Origin of the sequence: Prevotella scopos JCM 17725 (assembly GCF_018127785.1) — a bacterium.
GTDB classification, from domain to species: Bacteria; Bacteroidota; Bacteroidia; order Bacteroidales; family Bacteroidaceae; genus Prevotella; species Prevotella scopos.
In genome coordinates this window covers 881,343-902,931 of record NZ_CP072389.1, presented here as the reverse complement: position 1 = coordinate 902,931, position 21,589 = coordinate 881,343, and the positions used below count along the sequence as shown (strand labels likewise).

The following is a 21,589-nucleotide window of genomic DNA, read 5'->3' as shown; positions in this document are numbered from 1 at the left end:
ATCATAAAGGATGTTCTCAAACGATAAGAACGTAGAAACAATAGCACAACTCGTTGAGGTGCTAAAGCATTATATCGGGCTTCAGTCAGAGTACATGAAGCTCGATGTAATTGAAAAGGTCGTGCGATTACTGACCGTGATTACAATCATGGTTGTCTTCTGCACTATCTTATTAATTTCCCTAATTTATCTCTCCTTTGCTGCAGCCTTTGCATTGCAGACATTGGTGGGCTCACTTATTTGGGCTTTCCTCATTGTTGGTGGTGGCTATTTGCTACTGCTCATCTTCTTTATCTTACTGCGTCACAGACTTATTGAACGCCCATTGGTAAGATTCTTGGGAAGTCTCTTAATGTCAAAATAAGCTTATGACTGAACAGACCACTCACTTTGGAACCAATTATAGGTCTCTGAACGACATACGTTTGCGCAAGGCGCAGCTGCGTACAGACTTGACCAAGGATAGCAACAAGATTGCGGGGTTGTGGAATGAACTTATGCATAAGCCGAAAGACAAGAACACACCTACCCAGCGCTTCTCTGGCGCCTTCAATGTTGGTGCGAATGTATTGGATGGACTTATCCTTACGTGGAAGCTCTATCGTATGTTTGGCGGTAAGCATGCATCAGGACCCTTTAATAATAAGTTCAGCTTATTCAAAAAGAAAAAGAAATAAGCAAGGCGGCAGCTAAATAAGTTGTGGGAACTTCCTGCTGATAAGCATTATTTCTATCACTAATAAGCATTATCACTATTATTAAAATGAGAGAAAGCACGTCTTTCATCCTCTAAAATTACTTGCTTTCTGCAACTTTTACGAACGATAATAAGAGTCTCGTTCATACAAAAACAGAGACAATGATGACGTCTTTGTCCTGTTTTTTCATATCTTCGTTTTCAATCTACGCTCTTTTGCATATGAAAAGATGCTTTATAGCACTTCAAAAGGGCGTTAATTGAAGTCTTACTAACGCCCTTTAAGAGCCTTAGAAAGCACCTTTACGCACGCTATTTTACAACTACTTGATTATCTTTTAGTTACAAAGGCAGAAGAAAAGCCCCTTTTCTTAGTTTTTACTTACACAGACCTTGAATTTATGTAAACATTTTTCTGGACACGAATATACTCATTTCCCACGTAAGATTTAACCTCAAAGTCTAACCCAAGTTTAACAGGCAAAATTATTTTTCATAAATTTTCGGGATATTTTGTGTAGTATCAATTTGATAAATGGTTGATAATCAAGTATAGGGTATTGTAATGAGGAGTAAAATCCGATTTGTAGGACACAGTCATATCAAAATTATTTTACTTTGCACTCATGCACGCAAATATACAGACACGATTCACCCCAGCAACAGGCGACATGGCTCCTTATTATCGCATCAAGGAGTCATATCGTGACGTGCAGGGTCATGTACATTCGCTAATACTCGCATTCTTTTAGGCATCTGCTTATTCCAATATTAGAAGCTTCTATTTGATTCACTTTCTTTGTTGTCACGATACACATCCTTCAGTTTATTTCCTCCAAAACGATAACTGAACTTTAAGGACACATTACGTGCGTGAACATTATTCCTGCTATACTCGGAGTATGTAGAATAGACTTTTGTCATAGTTGTAATATTCTGCATGAATGGATCGTTAACAGACAACATAAGCTGAAATTTGCCATTTGCCGGTACATATCTTATATTGGCATTCAGCAATATAATGGATTTGTATTTGGCTAATTCCTCGTTGTAAGGAAACATGTGTGTGTAGCTCATGTTGAAAAGAATGGTTCGAGGCTTGTTAAATGCGATGTCAGCACTACCCTCCAGTTTACCGCTCCATCCCTCTACACTGGGCAAGGGCACACCCTCTAAGTTTGACTTAGACCGTGCATAAAAAAGTTCCGAGCCTGCTTTTATATTCAACCAAGACGTAAGATTTTTCTGATAGGAAACGTACAGTCCGTATTTACTATATTCGATATGGTTCTGGGGAATGGAGTATTGTGAGTTGTCGTCGTTGAAAAATGTTACATAGCCAATGCCGTTTCTTATCTGGTTGTTATATAGAACGGCATACAGCCCCTTGTAGCTGACGTTAAGTTCGGCATTGTGCGTTGTGCTTGCACTGAGGTACGCATTGCCAGAATTGTAATCAGTGGTTGTCGTATAGTATCTAAAAGGATTAAGGTCTAAAAACCTCGGTCGGTCAATTCCGATAGAGTAGGATGCGGAGATACCCAGACCATTGTTATTGTTGTAGTCAAGATTGAAAGTTGGAAATAGCTTGCCGTATGATTGTCGCATACGCTCATCTGTGTTAATTTGAAGTCCTTTGATTGCAGTATGTTCATAACGCACCCCTACCTTTGCAAACAGCTGAGGAAGTAAGTGCCTTGAAAGGGATATATATAGTGCGGAGGTTTTTTCTGAGTAGTTGAAATGATTACTCAGCCTGTCATCCACCAGCCAATCATCATTGGTCTGGTTGAATATATCCATAGCTGTAGTGTTCCTTATGGATGTATAAGCGGCACCAGCCTCGATGTCCATCCAAGAAAAAGGCAATGTCGCATCCAACTTCAAGGAGTGAATCTTATAGTCGTTGTTACCATCGCTTTTCAAATTATCATCAGAAACATTTGTAATCGTGCTTATTAAAGATGAAGTGACCGTATGTTTGTTAAAATAGTTATACGTCAAACTCAGCATCTTTCCATTGGGCGCAAGAGTCCAATCGCAGAATGCAGTTGCACTTGTAGCATGGTTGGGCTTTGACGGTGATGTTGAGAATGACTGATATTTGGTATTTCTATCGATGGTTTCATCTGTGATATAGGAGCGCAGATGTTCGGAATAGTAGTTGACAATTGTACCAAGTTCAACCGTTGATAATGGTCTGTATTTAAGCAGAGTGTTTACATTATACACATCATTATTGAATGTATTATGACGTTTCGAAGACTTTGTATGGTCAGAAAAGGTATATTCGCGATATAGGTCGTTGATGCCTTTGGTGCTGTAATAATTCAGATTGACGCTATAGTCCACCTTCTTTGCGGCTTGTCTTAACCCTACTCCCAAAGAACTATTGACGTGTTCTTTCAAGATTAGATTGGCATCTAAATTACCCCCAATTCCCAACGTCTTATCATTCTTCATCTTTATGCTGATGTAAGCTACATTTGCATCAGCAGGATATTTAGACGGCGGAACTGTGAGCAATTCTATTCTATCAATATCTTCTGCCCGTAGGTTTTTTAGATTGACCAGCGACTCGGCATCGGAGGCTTCCAACAATTTTCCATCTATGATATAACGCACACTGTTTTTCCCAGCCACATTAATGGCATCACCAATCTGAGAAACTCGTGGCACACGCTGTATGGCTTCCAAACCATTCAACCCTTTGGCGTATGGGTCGTTTTTAATAATATAGGTGATGCTACCTGGCTTATGGGTAATCACGACTTTAGATCCTACAACCACGACATCTTGTAGGTTCCACATCTTGTAATATTCAAGTGAATCAGCCTTTAGTGTATCCGGAAGAGACATATATATATTTGAAAGACCAATTGGTTGAGATAATGCAAATGCTACCGATGGAAAGAGAAAGATAAAAACAATTGAATATATGTGTTTTATTCCTACGATTTTATAGAAACGCGAAAACATCCTGAAGTTCACAAAAGTATACAGTAAGTTTCTTGTTGGTTTAACAAGAAACTGTACCACTATCCCCAAACGAGCAAAGAACGGCACGTTTACCCCAAGTGACAACACACCAATGAAACTATGTAATATTTTCATGACAGCAACTTGCATATTTTTTATGTTCATATAGTATTTCATTTTAGCGATGCATTACTAATATAGAGCGATAGAGCAGAGGCGATAACATAGTTATTGATAGTATGCTCAAATCTGTCTGTGTTAGCAATGAGTATAGTTATATATTTACAAAAATAGTTATTAATTGGTAGATTCAAGTACCAAGTGCGAATTTACTCAATCTTTTTGTTAAAAACAAATATTGGTGATTTAAAATTTAATTTTTCTCTTGGTCTACTATTAATTTTGTTCTGTATATCACTTCATATTTCGAAAGAACAAAAAAACTCCCTATAATTATGAGAATTATAGAGAGCTTTAAGTTTATAGAATTGAAGAATTCTATTATTTTAAATACTTCTTCAAACGCTTTTCAAGAAGCATATAATGTGCTTTCAAATCAGGAGAAGAAACACGTGGAATGGTTGTTTCCAACAAAGAAAGCAACTTCTGCGCATACTCTAATTGGAACTCTGAAGTACGATTGACAGTTGTTCCCCACAAAGGTTCTGGCTCACCATAGCCATTACCGAAATTAAGAAAATGAGTATCATCATCTAAACTTCGTTGTCTGTCTGCCAAATAACAACATTCCGTATGCTCTTTTTCAGCCTCGTTTCTTCGTAACATATTAGTGATAACACTATTTACAGAAGTCAAAGGCATCTGAAGATTATGAACATTAGGTGCTTGCTTCATATCAGAGACACCCTCTTGCAATAAGTCGACATAGAGTCGTTGCATAGATAGGTCAGCCACCGAAAGATTCTCTTTACCGGCAATCGTCTTGCCAAAGACATCTTGATAAACATCCTCCATATACTCAATTGGCGAATAAGAGGTTGAGTCAAGATAATAAGAAATAGCAAGTTTTGATGTTGCCATCATAGCAAGCGACTGCACATCACGAGCTAAAATCTTAAAAGGCTTGTTTGCTCCGAATGGTAGTTTCTTCTCAATCGTATCGTTACCCAACGTCGCAAACGTACGTGCTTGCTTCAAAAGCCATTGCACAGACTCTTTTTGCTTAGTCTTAGGCACAACCTTATAACGTGGTAAGCCCGACTTCTCGCTTGTTTGATAGAGGTAGATGCCAGGAACATTAACACTAACATTACGTACATAATGCATAGCTTGAGACAGTACCTCATTATATAACTCAGCCTTACGATTATCACCATCCTCGTCACCAATCCAATGATCAAGGTTCTTGAGAATCATTCGAAGATTGTCCATACCATAGGTAGACGACTTTACAGGGTCGTCACCGAGGTCTTCCTCAATAGCAGAAGGGTCATACTTCGTTCCCGTTTGCTGTAAGCCATAACGATAGAAAGGATCGCCCTCATGCTTATCAGCCAACAAACGCAGCTGTTTAGCATCATCCTCAAACCCTTTCGAACCAGGGAAAAGTTTGTAAGCCCACTCAATAGCATAGTAGTCATAGACACCAAGACGCGGTGGAGTAAGTTTAACGCCGTGGTCAGTAGGTTGTGCAACATAATTAAAACGTGCATAATCCATGATGGAAGCCGTTGTACCATACTTTTGCGTGAAGGCTGGTGAACGCAGCGAGTCGGTTGGAAGTGCTGCAGATGCTGCCATGTTGTGCATAAATCCAAGCGTATGACCAATCTCGTGCGCAATAATATACTCGAGTGTCTCCTCTATAATACTGTCAGGCATCTGCGCTCCACGTGCACGAGGGTCAATCTGTGCCGTCTGAACAAATCGCCAGTTGTTAATCGTGTTTACAACATCATTATAAACAAGAACGGTAGCATTGATTACTTCTCCTGTGCGAGGGTCGGTCCACGATGGTCCCATAGCATTCTCGACGTCAGTAGGTAAGTATCTGATACAAGAATACTTGAAGTTATCAGGATCAAAATTAGGGTCGTTCGCAGGGAAGTCTGCCACTTGCATGACATTCTTAAACCCAATACGTTCGAAAGCCTTATTCCACCATAGAACACCAGCTTTGATAGCTCGTTTCCAAAGTGGAGGGAATGTATTCTCTACATAATAGACGATTGGCTTTGTTGGTTCGCAGAGTTCGCCAGCAAAATAGGCAGCCGTATCCTTCGGTACAAGTCGCCAACGCTTAACGAATGTTGCTTTATCAATTGACCCATCTTTCTTAAGAACATCCTTATTCATAAGAAACATTCCCACACGTGTATCACTCAAACGAGGTGTCATCAAGTCGTTTGGCAACAAAGCTAACGTAAAGTTTACGCCAATCGTTACGGGATAGTTGGTGATAGGCGAACCCTTCTTACCAGAGAGACTAATAATGTAATGCCTATCCATACCGACACAGGCATTCTCATCGAAGACTTTTAGTTTCGTTACCCTTGTAAGATTATCTTTCAAAGATGAGTTTACTGTGTACGACCCTACATTCTTTGCAATGACTGGGAAGAAGCGATTCTCCTTTAGAATAAAGGACGAAGCATCGAACAGCACGGCTCCAGTGGAGTCGTTATGTGCTTTGATAGGGAATGAAAAGAAATCAAGATTATCATAATTCAGCCTTGCAGCAAGCGTAGCTGAGGGCTGATTCTTTGGTACAAACAAGTCGGTATTTACCACCTGCATCACCACAGAACTATCTTTCTCAATGAAGCGTACATGCACTAAGTTGGAATTCTTAAAGCCTAAGTCGCCCATCTTAGGATTTGACACTGACGAAATGGTTACGCCAATAATCATGTCGCGACCCAAAGACTGCTTCGGAAGCTCCATCAATATACGTCCGTCAGTCTTATGAAACGATACAAAGCTACCACGCACCGACTCCGTTAATTGCTCGGTGAGGGCACGCTCGTAAGCCGATTTCTTTTCTGTTTGTGTGCTCTGCGCCTTCTTCTTACGTTTTGAAAATGGGAAAGCCGCTCCCGATGTTGCGACCAGAGAGAAGAGAAGCAGAAGTAATAGTATGCGACGCATTAACTGATTAGCTATTAATGAATATTTCATTGACCATCCTCCAAAGCTTTGTTCACCTTAAAGAGCAACATAGAATAATGTGAGTGCGCATCAGGTGAGAGGTTTGCTTTGACACACTTCTCCAACATTGGCTTTAGCTTCAACAGTGAAGTGTAGAAGTAAATAGCCGAGCCGTCTAACAAAGCAGCATCAACTGTTGGTGCGAGTGAGGCTGTAGGGTTACCATAGGCAGTGCTACTCGTCTGACTGCCGTTAACCGATGTAGACTGAAGTGCTGCTGGACCATTACCACCCTGCTTGTTAGCCTTGTCGATAACCGCACGTGAATACGTTAGATAAGCACGTTGTAACACTCGTTCCTCCTGAGATGGAGCCTTACACAATTGTGCACTTTGGAAGAGTGAAGAGAAAAGGTCGTCGAAATATTCTTTCTGACTATAACTCTGTGATGACAGATGTGATGCTACTGCCAAGCGTGTACGAACACCAAAGAGGTCATAGCCAATAAACTCTAAGAGCTGGTCGTAATAGCTTATAGCCATAAATCCCTTACGCTCAAAGCTTGGGTTAGCATATTGCTTAAAATGCTTTGCCTGATTTAAGCACCATAACATCGCCTGACGCTGACGCGCTTTAGGTACCACCTCATAGCGAGGAACACCCGATGTTACTTTCATATCGTTTAAGAAGATACCACCAACATTGCTCAACACACGTTTGAAGAAAGCGTATCTCTGCTGAGAGATTGCCAGATATAACTTCTCTTTGATGCGACTGTCATCATCGTCTTTCACCCAGTTATAAAGGTTGTTTTCAACGATTTGCATATTACGCAATCCATATTCGCTTGCCTTAATCGCATCATTGCCCAATGCACCTTCTTGTACACGTGGGTCCCAAATCAATGAAGAAGTTCGGAAGAAACGATAACGAGGATTCTGTACACGCTTATCAACCATCTTCTCAAGTGCATCGGTTTCAGCACTTAAACTTGTCTTTGATGGGTCGAAATAACGATAAGCCCATTCGATAGCATGCTTGTCATACTGTCCAACATTCTCTGGCATATAAACAACACCCTTATCACTTGGCTGAGCAACATAATTAAAAGGTGTATTAGCCATTATTGATGCAGCAAGATTGTTGGTATGTGTGAATGTGCTATTACGAAGAGAGTCAACAGGATAGGAATACGAAGCTCCTATATTATCAAGCAAACCAAGGCTTCGCCCAACTTCGCATGCTACCATGTACTTCAATCCTTGATTGAACTTGTCTTGTGGAAGATGAGAAGTACGCATTGTGGCATCTGATGCTGCTGAACCTAAGAATAACCAACGGTAAATCTGATCACCGACATTGGCAGGAACAAACACAGAGGCATTGATGATTTCTCCTGTTTGTGGGTTCGCCAAAAAAGAAGATGTAACCTTTTCAGCTGTACTTGGCACGTATCGAATGCAAGAATAGGCAATATCATCTGCATCGAAGTTATGGTCATTCTTTGGGAAGTCTAAGGCTTCAATAGCCTTTTGATAACCCGCTTGTTCGAAAGCCTTATTCCAAAGTTCTACTCCTTGCTTTATCGCATTCTTCCATTCAACTGGGAAGGCATCATCAATATAAAAGCATATTGGCTTAACAGGCTTTGATAACTTACCTTGTTCGTAAGCCTTTAGATTCTGTGGAACGAGGTTCCAACGTTGTGCTATGAATGTTTGCTTGCTTTTTGCTATGTTACTATCGAAGGTGAGTTTAGATACAGATGCAATACCAACACGCGAATCAGTTACGCGTTGGCGCATCTTGCTATCTGGCAATAATGCTAAACTATAGGTAACACCTACGGTCGTTGGAATCTCACTCGCAACTGGTAAAGACATGAGTGAGGCAGTGAGTAGATAGTTGAAATCAACGTTTATCGTTATATTACGATCAAAACTCTTAATCGTTCTAACATAAGACATTTCGCTCTTAGGCGAAGCTGACAATGCTAAATCACCCGACTTCTTTGGAATAATGGGTAACATACTGTTAGGACGTGCCAAGAGATCTGTTGCATCTATCACGATAGCCGAACTATCATTGTTGTAAGCAGCAATCTTAAAGCCCATCAAGACTGGGTCACGATAGCTAATCTTCAAGGCATCTTGCATCTCAGCGCTTGCACTACCATCTGAATAAACCACACTGTTAGGTGTCTTCATCACCAAGCTGCTGTCTTGAACTTCGAAGAAGAAATGCAAAGGAGTGAAACTCTTTGTACCAATGGTCAGATAGGTTGGGTCTGTTGTTGAGGAGATACCACCACCCAACAACATCTCTTTATGCAAGTATTTAACAGGGACCTCCAAGTAAAGTTTCCCATCACTCTTATGTACAGTGATAAACTTACTACTTGCAGTTTCCTTCTTCTTGTCCTTAAATAGTTTATCGTATTTTGTTTCCTTCTTAGCTTTTTTGTCTTCGTCGCCTTTTTTATCATCGGCAAAAGCCCTAACATTAACGCACAATAGTAATAAGCCTATTCCTATTGTGCGCAGTGTTACCATTATATTGTTTGTTTTCATGTCGGAATTATGGTTTGAATGTGGCATGTAATCTCCTTACATGCCACGTTCATTATTGTCTGTATGTAATGCTCTTGATACGTCCAGTAATATTCTTTTTCGCCCAAAGCAATTTGTTTTCGTTCATATCAAAACAGTAAATGCTTCCCACAAGCTGACCTGAAGCCGCGTTTGTAGCTACATAAAGTTTATTGCTTCCTTCTAAGATGAGCATATCAGCGATAGTCTCACTGGCATCTCCAAAGGTTGTTAATGCGCTTTGTGGGAAATTACCACCAGACAATACGTTGTAAGCATACAGCTTATTACCAGCAGAATAGTAAACTAAGTTCTTCTCTGCAGATACGCGTACAACTGATTGTGTGGTCAAACCCGCAGTAGCTGGTACAACAGCTTCATCTTTTACAACTGCTGCCTCAACCTTAGTAGCTGTAGAAGGATAGAAGCCTGGGAAGATATAATAGCACTTAAACTTTGATGAAGTAGCATTCCATGTGAGTAAAACGATGTTACGCTCGTTGTCAACAGGTCCCATACCAACAAGTGTTTCACCCGTGAACTTCCCCTTTAATAACTCAACAGGCACCTTACCTGTAGCCTGTACCTTTTGTGCGATCAATCGTCCTTCAGCATTATCAAACATTACGTAGCCTTGTACATAACGTAAGTCTTGTTGCTTCCAAGGTGTAGCAGCATCAGCTAAAGATATGTCAGAACCTAAAGCATCCTTGATAGAATTACCTAAGTTGAAGGGTGTTGTCTCTGAGAGTGTCAATCGGTTTGGTACATGATTTACCATTGTCAGCATTGACTTAGGATATGTCAAGGCACTCTTTCTAAGATATGTAACATCACCTGTACTATTAGTAGTGAAGCGCATATTCATCAGATTACCATCAAACTCATAAATAGTACTTGGATTTCCTACAGCAACAAACAAGAGCGGAGTCTTGTTATCACGTGCTAACGCATAATCAATTCCCTTAGGTTCGCCTGTGAAATCAATGCTTGGGTTATTCTTTTGCAGAACATCTAAGTCGAAAGTCTTTGTACTTCCTTCCTCTGGCAGATAAGAAACGATTGTCTTTCCGCTATTGCTTGCTAATATGTAAAGACCATCAACATAAGAGTATTGTACATTGAGTCCAAACTCATAATATTGAATATTATCCCCATTGCTCACCTTTAATCGACAAGGGAAAGAACCAAAGTCCTTACAAACATATTTAAGAGAGGCATCGGTCGATACAACCTTACCATTTACTTCCCACTCATAGTCAACCTTCTTTTGCTCATTTGTCTGTACGACATTAGGCGAAACCTTCAATGTATCCCATCTATTAAGGGTATATTTCTCCTGTAGGTCCTGTGCCAATGACAACTTAGACGAATTGCCAGAAGGACCATAAGACTCGTCTTTTATACATGACTGAAATGACAATGCCACTAATGGGAGTGCCAAGAGAAGATATAAATATTTCTTTATCATCTTATTTCTTATTTATCTGTTTACCAATATTCATTCTATCATAAGGTATAATCATCGTTTTATCGTAAACTAAAGTCCCTTATAGAAACGATACTCAGTATATACTCGATTATACCTTAAGACAAGTAACAATATTTATCCTACCTTTTACAACTCATCTGGATGTGCTGCAAAATAAGCAATTACCTCCTGCACATGTTGATACAGATAACCCTGTGCAGTAGCATCAGTTCCCTCGAGGATATTTCTGATAGTTGTTTCATTGCTATCATAATAAGCAAGTAACTTGCGATACTTGTTTTTGGTAAAGGCTCCTAAACCCCAATAACTCTCCATCACTTCCCAGAAATCAGGCTTAGAGAGTACGTTGTTAAAGGTTATTTTTACCGTATTGCTCTTGGTAAATCTTGTACCCAACTTATCTTTCCCGACTAAATTCAATACCAATCGTATTGAATCATCCTTATCTTCTGACAAGTTAGCACGTATCAACGTCACTGGGACATAGGTACGATAAGCATTAGGAGCGAAACGTAAGGTGTCAGTATTAAGTGTGTAATGCTTCCCCGCAACAGCTGTTGTACCCTTACCTACTTCTACCGTAAAAGGCTGTTCGTTAGCAGAAAGATTACCTACAAGCTGCACAGGCAAATAAACCACGTGTGTAAGTGTATCAACAGGCTTTACTCCGAATGAGTAATTTACAATGGTATCACCTGGTTGTGCATAATAGAAACTAACTTGATTTGTTGGTTCAAACATGCCGTCAGAACTATGTTCACCATCAAAGTCGATGTTGCTGCATGATGCAAACATAGTTACACCAGTGCAAACAAATAGTATATTTCTTATTGTTTTTTTCATTTTCATAAAGTGTTTAATAACTTACTGTCCTCCAAACTCTTTCTCCTTTTCTGGCCAAGGCAAGACAAAGATGGAATTAGATGGCTGACGTGTGGTGATACCTCTAAAGTCAGTAAATGCTTTGTTGTAATGCTTCAACGCATAGAAGGTTTGTCCTTCTCCAGGCATCTCACGCATACGCTCACGCAACATTTCCTTATTGAAAGCCTCTTTTGTTGCTACCTTTGCACTATCAACATCCTCTAATCCACGGCTTTTTCTCACTTCATTGAGTAATCTAACAGCCTCTGCCTTATTACTATCATAGGTACATTCGCTTAAGATATAGTACATCTCTGGCAAACGGATAAGTGTCAAGCCTTGTAAAGGATTGCTATTCACCTGTGCATCACTTTCTAAGAATCTTACAAAAGAATAGGTCTTCAACCCATCTGGTGTAGTATTCTGTCTGTAATAACTTGTGTAGCGCAAGTCTGTACTTGTAGCCGAGAAAGCTGATGTCTCATACAGACTCTCAAGGTCTCTGCGGCCTTCAGTGAATGTACCGCGTGCTGTCTGTGATAAGAAAAGCGTAGAGATAGTGCTTGAAAGCGTATTGTTATACAAGCCAAAAATCAACTCTCCTGCTGCAGGGAAACGCTTAACATCGCTCAAAGAGCTATATTTCTTCAATGAGAAGTTATTTGTTGCGTCAATCACCTGCTTAGCATACTTAGCAGCATTTGTTACGTCACCCATAGCATAATAGACTCTTGCCTTTGTAGCAGCCACAGCATACTTATTAAAGAACACAGCACGTCCTTTCAGATAGTCATTAGTAGCTGTTGTCTCAACGTTTACGACATCATCGTTCTTCAAAAGTTCTTCAGCTTTATCCAAATCCGACAATATCGCCTCATACGTTTTATGCAAAGTCAATATCGTCTTATTGTTGAGGTCGAAAGTCGTTGCGTAGGGAATACCACGTGTTGACGCATTGCTTTGACCATAGTCTTCAGCAAAAAGACGAACGAGGTCAAAGTGCATAAAGGCACGTAAGCCATAGCACTCACCACGCATCAAAGACAGCTCCGCATGGTCAAACTTAGCCTTCTCTGTTTGGTCAATTATATTATTGACGTATGAGATTGCTTGATATTGCTTTGTCCAAATGGCGTCAACAATAGATCGCACATCACTTCGCATATAATCGTATTGACCTACGAAGTAGCTTGTCTCTGATGAGTTATCGTAACCAAAGATTTGTCCTAACTGGTCAACAAAGCCAAAGCTTAAGTTGCCACCATATAAGTCTGATGTTGCCATACTGCCATAAACACCATACATAGCATTACGGAAACCACGGATAGATGAGAACTGTTGTTCTTCATCCTCCTGCCCAGATGGTTGAACATTTATAAAGTCGTTACACGATACTACAGATAGCATCATGACAGCACCTACCAATAGTTTTGTATAATATGATATTCTCTTCATATTCATTTATTTCTTTCTTATTGTTACCTAAATAGTCTTTCACTGTTAACCATCATCGGCCTAAAAACCAAGTCTTACTGAAAACTCTACGCTTCGCTCATAAGGATAACTTAATCCGCGCTCACGTTTTACAGAGGAGAGATAGAAGAGGTCGTTAGCCAACATCTCCAAGTGTAAACGCTTCAAACCATATCGCTTGATAAACGTCAATGGCACTTCGTATGCCAACGAGAGACTGCTTAGTGTGATATAATTATTTGTCTCAACAAATCGTGATGTCTGCATAGGTACGCTGGAATCGCTAATACGCTTGTACTTTGCCTGCTGACCTACTTCCTTCCATCTGCTGCTAAATACGCGTTCGTCAGCATTATAGCGTGGGTCGGCACCCTCCACTTTACTTGCTAACGTCTGGTTATAGACAGCTCCGCCGAAAGAATAACGCATAGACATTCCCATTGAGAACTGCTTATAGGTAAGGTAAGAACCTAATGAGCCCATACCGAATGGTGTGGTATCGCCATATACGATCTTGTCATTAGGGTCGTAAACGAACGTAAGACTACCATCACGCTTAATGAAGACCTCATTACCCGTGATAGGGTCGATACCTGCAGAAGATACTACCTTCAATGCTGTCAACGACTGACCTTCCTCATAGATAGGCAATGGTGTCACACCGCCCTTTGCTTGGTTCTTCTCGTTTTGTTCGCGAAGAGCGTTACTAATCTTCTTAATCTTATTCTTGTTGTAAGCATAGTTAAGGCTCAACGACCACTCCCAATCCTTATTCTTGATTGGAATGACACGTGTCTGGAACTCGAACCCACGATTCTCTACCTCGCCGACATTCTCACGTGACGTGGTAATACCCAATGATGGAGCCTTCGTAATATCAAGCAGCAAGTTATCAGTATTCTTTACATAAACATCTGCCGAGAAGTCCCAACGTCCCTTGAACATTGTGAGGTCAAGACCGAGGTTGGCACTGAGTGTTCTCTCCCATTTAAGATTCTTGTTTCCAATACCCATTGGTACGGCACCAATACCTTTTATATAGTTAAGACCTGCCAAACTTGTGTACATTGTCAATGCCTGATAGGGTTCAAACGAGATGTTTCCGAGATAACCCAAACTTGCACGAAGCTTTAACAACTGGAAAGGTGAGCCCTTCAGGAACTTCTCATTATGAATATTCCATCCTGTACCGACACTCCAGAAAGGAGCGAAACGAGAGTTCTTACCAAACTTAGACGAACCCTCATAACGATAAATCACATCTAAGAAGTAACGGTTATCCCATATTGTGTTAAGGTTTACGAAGAAACCTGCACCATTGTACTTACTATCTACACCACCTGGTTTACCTGTTGGATAGTTTCCTGCCAACAATGGGTGGGCTACGTTGTCTGAATAATAGCCTACAGAACCATACCTACTACCGTCGACAGAGTTTGACTCGATAGTGGCACCTGCCATCGTCGTAAGGAACAGCTTACTGAATATATAGTTATTGTATGACACCATCAACTTACCCTGATAGGTTGTTGTACTGGTGAAAGTCTCTGTCAGTTGTCCTCTGCGTGACACATCGGCTACGTTCTTAATCTGATCTGCCGAGAATGGTGACACAAAGTTACGTCCCTCATATTTCGTCTTCTGTATTGAGAAGTCTCCATCAATTCTGAACTTCTCGCCCAACCACAACTGAAGGGTTGTTGTGTTTAATACGTCAAGCGTGTTTCCTCTGTTGAAACTACCTAACGATGCCTCATACAGAGGATTAGAGAGGTCATAGTTCAACTTTGGTTTCAGTGCTCCATACTCATCGTATGGATATTCATAAGGATTTTGCTTCACCCAATCAGAGAAGTCTCCATAGGGCGACTGAGTTGATTTTACAGATGAGATGGTAGCCGTATTGCTGATAAAGAACTTACCAGAAAGGTTATACGAGAGTTTGAAGTTTGTTGACAAACGCTCACGACTTGAACCCTTCATTACACCTTCTTCATCTCCATAACGCACACCTAAGTTGTATCGCGCGTGCTCATCGCCACCATCGATACTTACACTATGCTGTGAAGAAAGGGCATTACGCAAAGGCTTCTTAATCCAGTCGGTTGTTACGCCATCCTGAATCTGGTTGTAATAGTATGCGTACTTGTTTTGTAGCGCATATTGTTCCGCTAAATCGGTCGCTGTGTAAAGACCTGCCAAACGCTCGTACTCAAGCTTTTGTGATGCTGAAAGCAATTTATAATCACTCAAATCAGGAGTTGACAAACGTAATGTTCCGTTATAATTAAAACGCAACTTACCACCCTTGAGTGCCTTCGTTGTGATAACGATAACACCTGCAGAAGCCTTCGCACCATAGAGTGCCGATGCCGATGCATCTTTGAGTACGGTGATGGACTCGATATCGTTCATATCCATATCATTGACATAATCGACTTTTACCTGCGAACCGTCAACAACGAATACAGGCAAGTTTGCTTGACCTGAGAAAGTAGCACGTCCACGAATATTGATATCAGCAATCTTATTTGGGTCAGAACCGCCAAGGTTATCCTCTAACACGCTAAGACCCGGCACAAAGTTAGCCAAACTCGTAAGTACATTCTTTGTACCGACAGACAACAACTCGTCTTTCTTTATAGATACCTGCGAACCCGTAAAGCTGTTTCTATTCTTTGTAGCAAAACCTGTTACGACAACTTCTCCCAACTCACCAACGTCTTCCTGCATCGTGAAGTTGCCAGCCGTACCATTCTTTACCTTTTTCTCTAAAGGTTTATATCCGATATAATTAAAGGTAAGCGTAACCTCAGGCAGGTCGGTATTAATTTCATACTGACCGTCCAGGTTCGTAATATAACCGCCATTAAAGCCTTTCATTCGGATAGTTACACCAGGTAGAGGCAAACCGTCTTTATCGGTTACCTGTCCATATACTCCCTTCCGTTTCTCCTGTGTTGGTTTACGAACAAGTTTCACGCTGTTGCCATCAATACTATAGCTAAAACCTATCTTATTAAAGACTTGTCCTAACACGGCACGAACAGGCTGCGCTTGTGCGTCAATGTTAATTTTCTCCGCTTGAGATAGTAGCTCGGGAGTCACATCAAATTGTAATCCTGTTTGTTTTGACACCTCATCTAAAAAGGTCTTCAATTCTGTTTGCTTCATAGACAGCGTCACCACCATTTTATCAACATCTTGTGTTTGTGCTGATACGGTTGACACTATACTAAGCATTAACATCAGAGCTAGTACTGCCCAAATTCGTAATACAAGATTACTTTTCTGCATTTCTTTTCTCATTTCCCTCTGGTACTTTAATGTTTAGAATTATTCTCATGGATTAAAAGTATAATAACACTTTATTACGAGAATGATAAAAAATACGCCTTTTTATAGCGAATTTGCAAAAATACATAAAAATTAAAATAACAGCAAATATTTTTATTTAAATATTAATGCAGGAAGAGAATTGTAAGAGAAAAGTAAAAAAGATAATGGTCAAAGTTCCAATTCCAAACCTCAAACAGGGTCTATAACACATCGTGTGGGTTGTGTATTGATATTCCACCGGTTTGGTGCGGGTGCTTAGCACATGTGGTGCGGGTGCTTAGCACTAATGGTGCGGATGGTATGCACCACATGTGCGAAGGGTTAACACCATTGTTGTATATGGAGGGGGCGGGGTTTAATGTGCATTAAGCGTATTAAAACTAAGGTCAATCAGGAGTTGTGTTTAGTTCGAAGCTATACTTTTATACAATATTTTTATGCTCTATGACGAGTTACCTACACATGATTCATAATAGAGCCTTCAAACTTCCAAGTTCTGTTCTATTCGTTGACTGCTCCACAATGTGGGCATCTTCCTTTTCGGTGTAGGCGCATACCACAATTACCGCAATAGTAGGTCTCGCTGGTCTTACGCAGATAGACTCGGAAGGCATAATAGATATAAGCGATGAGAAGTGGATAACCTATATAATATAAGGTGAGCACCGAGAAAACGATATAATTCACTGCACATACCGCACCAAGACCACTAAGGTAGAGTAGGGTTTCACCCGACTTTAAGAGTCTTCTTACGTCGTCAATCGTAGCAATGGCGATGATGAGCATCGCCCATACAAGTACTAAGAAGATATTGAGCAATAGGGGTTGAGAGAAGGGGTTGAGTGACGGATGGAAGTAGAACTCTCGCCAAGTCTCTGGTGCAAAGAGTTGTATAGACGCATAGAAAGCAGCAGAGAGGGCTACAACGACTGCTAAGAGAGTGGGATAGATGGAACTTATATCGTTGAAATGTACGATATGCGCATTCTTCTTCAATATCTTGCGTGCCAAATATCCTACGCCCATGATTGAAATGACGATTAGGAAGATGAGCAGGTGAATGTTTGAGAAGGTAGAAATAAATTCAGAGATAGGATCAGCAGGATCAACCTGTTTCAACAGACGAGATTCGTGAATCCAGCCAAAGGCAAAGTCTTCTGTCGCTATTTGTACCCATACTGAATCCTGTTTATCATTCGGAAGGATTCTGATGTCAGCCACGGCAACTTCTTTTCCTTCCTTCACTGCAAAGGAGTCAGTCTTCATCTTGTTTACAGCCTCTTCTGGTTGTTGACGGAGAAGCATCAGTGAATCAGCCGTAACGATGAAATTAAAGCCTTGTGAATAATGATGTTTTACACGGAAAGCCAACGAATCTACTTTACTTCGTGAATCGCTCCACTCAATCTTATTTTTATCATCTTGCTTCATGATAGAGTCATCGCCAGACTCTAAACGACGAGTGATTTGCGCTTCCTGAATACTATCAGCAAGACTGAAAGAGGAAGGTGTCTTCTTATGATAACAGCCAGTAAGCAAGAAACTAAGCAGTAGGAGGAGAAGTCCGCCAACAATGCTACTTCGTTGTGTAAAGTAGTCGCCTGACTTCTTTGTTATTGAGGCTTTGGCAATTTCTTGTTGTTGCAGAGCTTGTGGATTTATGAGCATCATGATAAAGCTATAGATTATGTATTCATTTAAGTAACATTACACACGTTCATCTGACAATTCTTACAATCGAATTCTAAACGAAAACGACGTTTGTCAGGTAGCTCGAGGAAGAGAGGTTCACGCCAAGTAGGCTTTTTCCCACCACGCTTGACACAGTATCCGAGTGAATAACGAATGCAATGACGGCACTGCATCAATAGGTGAGAAACAGCTTCTTTGTCCCCCTTAATTGAGAATGACTTAGATGTTGCATCCGCACCATTGGCAACACCATTAGGATATTGAATCTCAAAGGCGGGGGCGGCCTTGGTTAGTCCTTGCTGTTCATAGAACTTGCGGGCTGCATCATTAGAGATATTATAAAGATAAGGTAATTGCTGGTACTGAGATGGATTTACCATGGAGAATTGCAGCTTAGGTTCTGAGGAATTCTTTTTCGACTTTCTATGAATGGTCATACGCTGCATACTCATTACTTCTTTGTCAAGATTTTCTATCACCAAACGACGAAGTTCTGCCAAAATGCTACTTGGAATGAAGTATTTATCCGCCCCATCAACAATCTCAACATCTGCACACTCATAAACGGTATTACCCAGTTTTGTCAGCTGACGAATGATATTATCATGTTGTGGTTTCTGTGCAAGTTGGAGGGTAAGGGCTATCTCCCCCAGTCCCTCCAAAGAAGAGGAGCATCTAACGGGATGCTCGTTGGAGGTCGTTTCGTGAGAAGTTGAATTTGAAACAGGATGCTGGTCAGATGTTTGTTCGTATGATATAAGTTTAGCCCCAATCACCTCAGCTCTTGCCCATATCAGCCCATGATCTTCCCCTCCTTCGGAGAGGGTGGGGGAGGTCTCAGGGTTAGCTCCAAACCACATCTTTATCTGAATCTTACGTTCAGCGGTCTTTCCACTCAACTCCTTGTCGAATGCTTGATCCTGGTTGCGGTATAGGCTCATACCAGCCTTTAAGCCTCGAGGCATCTTGAAAGGGTATAGACGATTACCAACAGCACGATTCACACGGAAACCCTCCAAGCGTGCAGACTGACTTTCTGGATCACGTGAAAGGAAACATAGTCCGTCACCATTGGCAAAGTTTGCTGTGCTGGACACGTTAAAACTATCACGTCTGATCTCCTTTATGCGACCCACAAACTCACCGAGAGCCTTTGGCGTATCGGGTGAGAAGATGTCGGCTTGTCTTCCTTTGAGAAAATAATTAGTATATCCACGATTGAAAGTCTTCTTCAAATCAGGTGTAAACGAATAGCGGACACGTCCTAATGAGGTACGACGGAACTCGCCAGGGTTCTTGCGGATAATCTCATCAATACGCTTACTATATGCTGAAACAACATTCTTCACATAGTTGATGTCTTTCAGTCGTCCTTCAATCTTAAAGGCACAAGCGCCAGAACGCATCAGCGTCTCAAGATTATCTATTTGACTCATATCCTTCAATGAGAGAAGATGACGCTGATGTTCGATAGTTTTCCCATCTGCGTCTTTTAAGTCGAATGCTAATCGACAAAACTGTGCACAGGCTCCACGATTGGCAGAACGACCGAAACTATATTGTGAGACATAGCAGACACCGCTATAACTCACACATAACGCTCCATGCACGAAAGCCTCTAACTCAAGGTCAGGTAACTTCCTGTGAATATCCTTAATCTCTTCAGCAGATAGTTCGCGAGCCAGTACAACGCGGTCAAAACCCTGCAGGCTCAGCCACTGTGCTTTCTCCCACGTACGTGTGTCACACTGCGTGCTGGCGTGGAGGGCTACCGTGTCGGGGACCATCTCCCTCACCTTACTCATCAATCCCATGTCTTGCAGGAGGAAAGCATCTACACCCACCTTCACCAGTTTGCGTACCAAAGCAAGTGTTTCCTCAAACTCGTCGTTATAGATAATCGTATTGATTGTCACGTGGACCGTTGCACCATAGCGATGAGCATATTCGCACAACTTACCAATATCCTCCATACTATTGCTTGCTGACTGACGAGCGCCAAAGCGTGAAGCACCGATGTAAACAGCGTCAGCACCATGGTCAATTGCAGCTATGCCACACTCTAGGTTCTTGGCTGGGGCGAGAAGCTCGATATTGTTGGGTGTTGGGTGTTGGGTGTTGGGTGTTGATGAATACATATTGTTGGGTGTTGGTTGTTGGGTGTTGGTTGTTGATGGTTACTATTGTTGGTTGTTGGGAAATAGTATTAAGTACGACTTACATTTCATTAATACCCATCACCCAATTCGTGAATAGCAGGTTGGCATGGGCACGCCAGGTGACTAGCGGGCCATTCTCAGGATTGTCTTCACGATAATAATACTTTGGGAGTTCAACGTCATCACGCTTGCCAAGGTCACGACGATACTCTGTGTCAAGGGTGTTGGGAGCATACTCCATGTGGCCCGTGATAAAGAAGTCTTGCCTACTTCGTGATCTGATGATTGACACGCCACTCTCTGCAGACTCAGCAATGACCTCGAGGTCGTCAATGCGGTCGATATCCTCGCGTCTTACCTCCGTATGACAACTCTGTGGCATACGGAAGACATCATCAAAACCACGGAAGAGAGGTAGATTTAGCTTTAGTGGGGTTGTTGGGAAGATACCAAACATCTTCTTTGGTAATGGATATTTCGGGATGCCATAGAAATGATAGAGTCCAGCCTGTGCCGCCCAACAGATGTAGAGCGTTGAACGCACATTCTCATGCGCCCAATTGAATATCTCTTGTAGTTCTCGCCAATAGTCCACCTCTTCGAAAGGGATATCTTCAACGGGTGCACCAGTGACGATAAGTCCATCAACTTGCTCCTTGTTTACTTCCTCAAGTGTATGATAGAAACGGTCCATGTGCTCCTGTGGTGTATGCTTTGATGTATGACTTTTCAATTTCAGAAAGCTAATGTCCATGGGAAGTGGACTATGAGACAGAAGGCGTATGAAATCCGTCTCAGTCGTTGCCTTGAACGGCATAAGATTGAGAATGACAATACGAATGGGTCGCTTGTCATCTTTCTTTACAAGCATTTCTTCGATGTCGATATTCTCACGCTTCAATATATCAATTGCGGGAAGTCCGTCAGGTAATCTTAATGGCATATCCTGTTTCCTTTATCTTTTGTGGGAGCATAAGCATACAGTCCCTCTATTTTCTCTAATTTAAATAAGCTACAAAGATAGTAATTAATCACAGATTTTACAAGTCTTACTTGCACAAAAGTATTGCTAAGAATAATATACTACTCAGTGAAACAACAAAAAAGACTCACCCTAGGCTTTGTTATCAGAAAAATATCTGATAGATTGCCTAGAGTGAGTCCTTTATTTTATAGATTTATCGGTGTGGCTAATACC

Annotated in this window: 13 protein-coding genes; 3 read left to right on the top strand and 10 right to left on the bottom strand. The window is 41.2% G+C overall.

Features of this window, described 5'->3' with window-relative positions; all coding sequences use genetic code 11:
* Nucleotides 1–10 precede the first annotated feature (10 nt).
* The 3 genes from J4856_RS03400 (at nucleotide 11) to J4856_RS13325 (ending at nucleotide 1,449) form a co-directional block, all read left to right on the top strand.
* A complete protein-coding gene (locus J4856_RS03400; protein WP_025836645.1) occupies nucleotides 11–364 on the top strand; it encodes a phage holin family protein in 354 nt (117 codons plus the stop codon).
* Between the two features lie 4 nt (nucleotides 365–368).
* A complete protein-coding gene (locus J4856_RS03395; RefSeq protein WP_025836644.1) occupies nucleotides 369–677 on the top strand; it encodes a hypothetical protein in 309 nt (102 codons plus the stop codon).
* Nucleotides 678–1,323: 646 nt separating this feature from the next.
* Nucleotides 1,324–1,449: a hypothetical protein gene (locus J4856_RS13325; RefSeq protein ID WP_262502718.1), complete on the top strand. Its 126-nt coding sequence runs from the start codon at nucleotides 1,324–1,326 to the stop codon at nucleotides 1,447–1,449.
* 19 nt (nucleotides 1,450–1,468) lie between these two features.
* Here J4856_RS13325 and J4856_RS03390 read toward each other — a convergent pair whose 3' ends face one another.
* From J4856_RS03390 to J4856_RS03345, 10 genes are all read right to left on the bottom strand, one after another.
* Nucleotides 1,469–3,508 (bottom strand): outer membrane beta-barrel family protein, encoded by a 2,040-nt coding sequence (locus J4856_RS03390; RefSeq protein WP_159430556.1) that lies wholly within the window; start codon nucleotides 3,506–3,508, stop codon nucleotides 1,469–1,471.
* Between the two features lie 669 nt (nucleotides 3,509–4,177).
* Complete coding sequence (locus J4856_RS03385) at nucleotides 4,178–6,814, bottom strand: zinc-dependent metalloprotease (RefSeq protein WP_025836641.1); 2,637 nt, start codon at nucleotides 6,812–6,814, stop codon at nucleotides 4,178–4,180.
* Entirely contained in the window at nucleotides 6,811–9,354 is a 2,544-nt protein-coding gene (locus J4856_RS03380; RefSeq protein ID WP_025836639.1) for a zinc-dependent metalloprotease, read from the bottom strand. The genes J4856_RS03385 and J4856_RS03380 overlap by 4 nt, the downstream gene beginning before the upstream one ends.
* A gap of 52 nt (nucleotides 9,355–9,406) precedes the next feature.
* Entirely contained in the window at nucleotides 9,407–10,843 is a 1,437-nt protein-coding gene (locus J4856_RS03375; RefSeq protein ID WP_025836638.1) for a PKD-like domain-containing protein, read from the bottom strand.
* A gap of 147 nt (nucleotides 10,844–10,990) precedes the next feature.
* Nucleotides 10,991–11,707, bottom strand: a complete 717-nt coding sequence (locus tag J4856_RS03370) for a DUF4843 domain-containing protein (protein WP_234967148.1) — start codon at nucleotides 11,705–11,707, stop codon at nucleotides 10,991–10,993.
* Between the two features lie 21 nt (nucleotides 11,708–11,728).
* Complete coding sequence (locus J4856_RS03365) at nucleotides 11,729–13,183, bottom strand: RagB/SusD family nutrient uptake outer membrane protein (protein ID WP_025836634.1); 1,455 nt, start codon at nucleotides 13,181–13,183, stop codon at nucleotides 11,729–11,731.
* A gap of 60 nt (nucleotides 13,184–13,243) precedes the next feature.
* The gene (locus J4856_RS03360) at nucleotides 13,244–16,510 is read right to left on the bottom strand and encodes a SusC/RagA family TonB-linked outer membrane protein (RefSeq protein ID WP_065367903.1); all 3,267 of its coding nucleotides are present in this window, start codon (nucleotides 16,508–16,510) and stop codon (nucleotides 13,244–13,246) included.
* Nucleotides 16,511–17,041: 531 nt separating this feature from the next.
* Nucleotides 17,042–18,211, bottom strand: a complete 1,170-nt coding sequence (locus tag J4856_RS03355) for a hypothetical protein (RefSeq protein WP_025836631.1) — start codon at nucleotides 18,209–18,211, stop codon at nucleotides 17,042–17,044.
* 26 nt (nucleotides 18,212–18,237) lie between these two features.
* Entirely contained in the window at nucleotides 18,238–20,370 is a 2,133-nt protein-coding gene (locus J4856_RS03350) for a peptidase U32 family protein (RefSeq protein ID WP_065367902.1), read from the bottom strand.
* Between the two features lie 79 nt (nucleotides 20,371–20,449).
* Nucleotides 20,450–21,334: a homoserine O-succinyltransferase gene (locus J4856_RS03345; protein WP_025836630.1), complete on the bottom strand. Its 885-nt coding sequence runs from the start codon at nucleotides 21,332–21,334 to the stop codon at nucleotides 20,450–20,452.
* Between the last annotated feature and the right edge of the window lie 255 nt (nucleotides 21,335–21,589).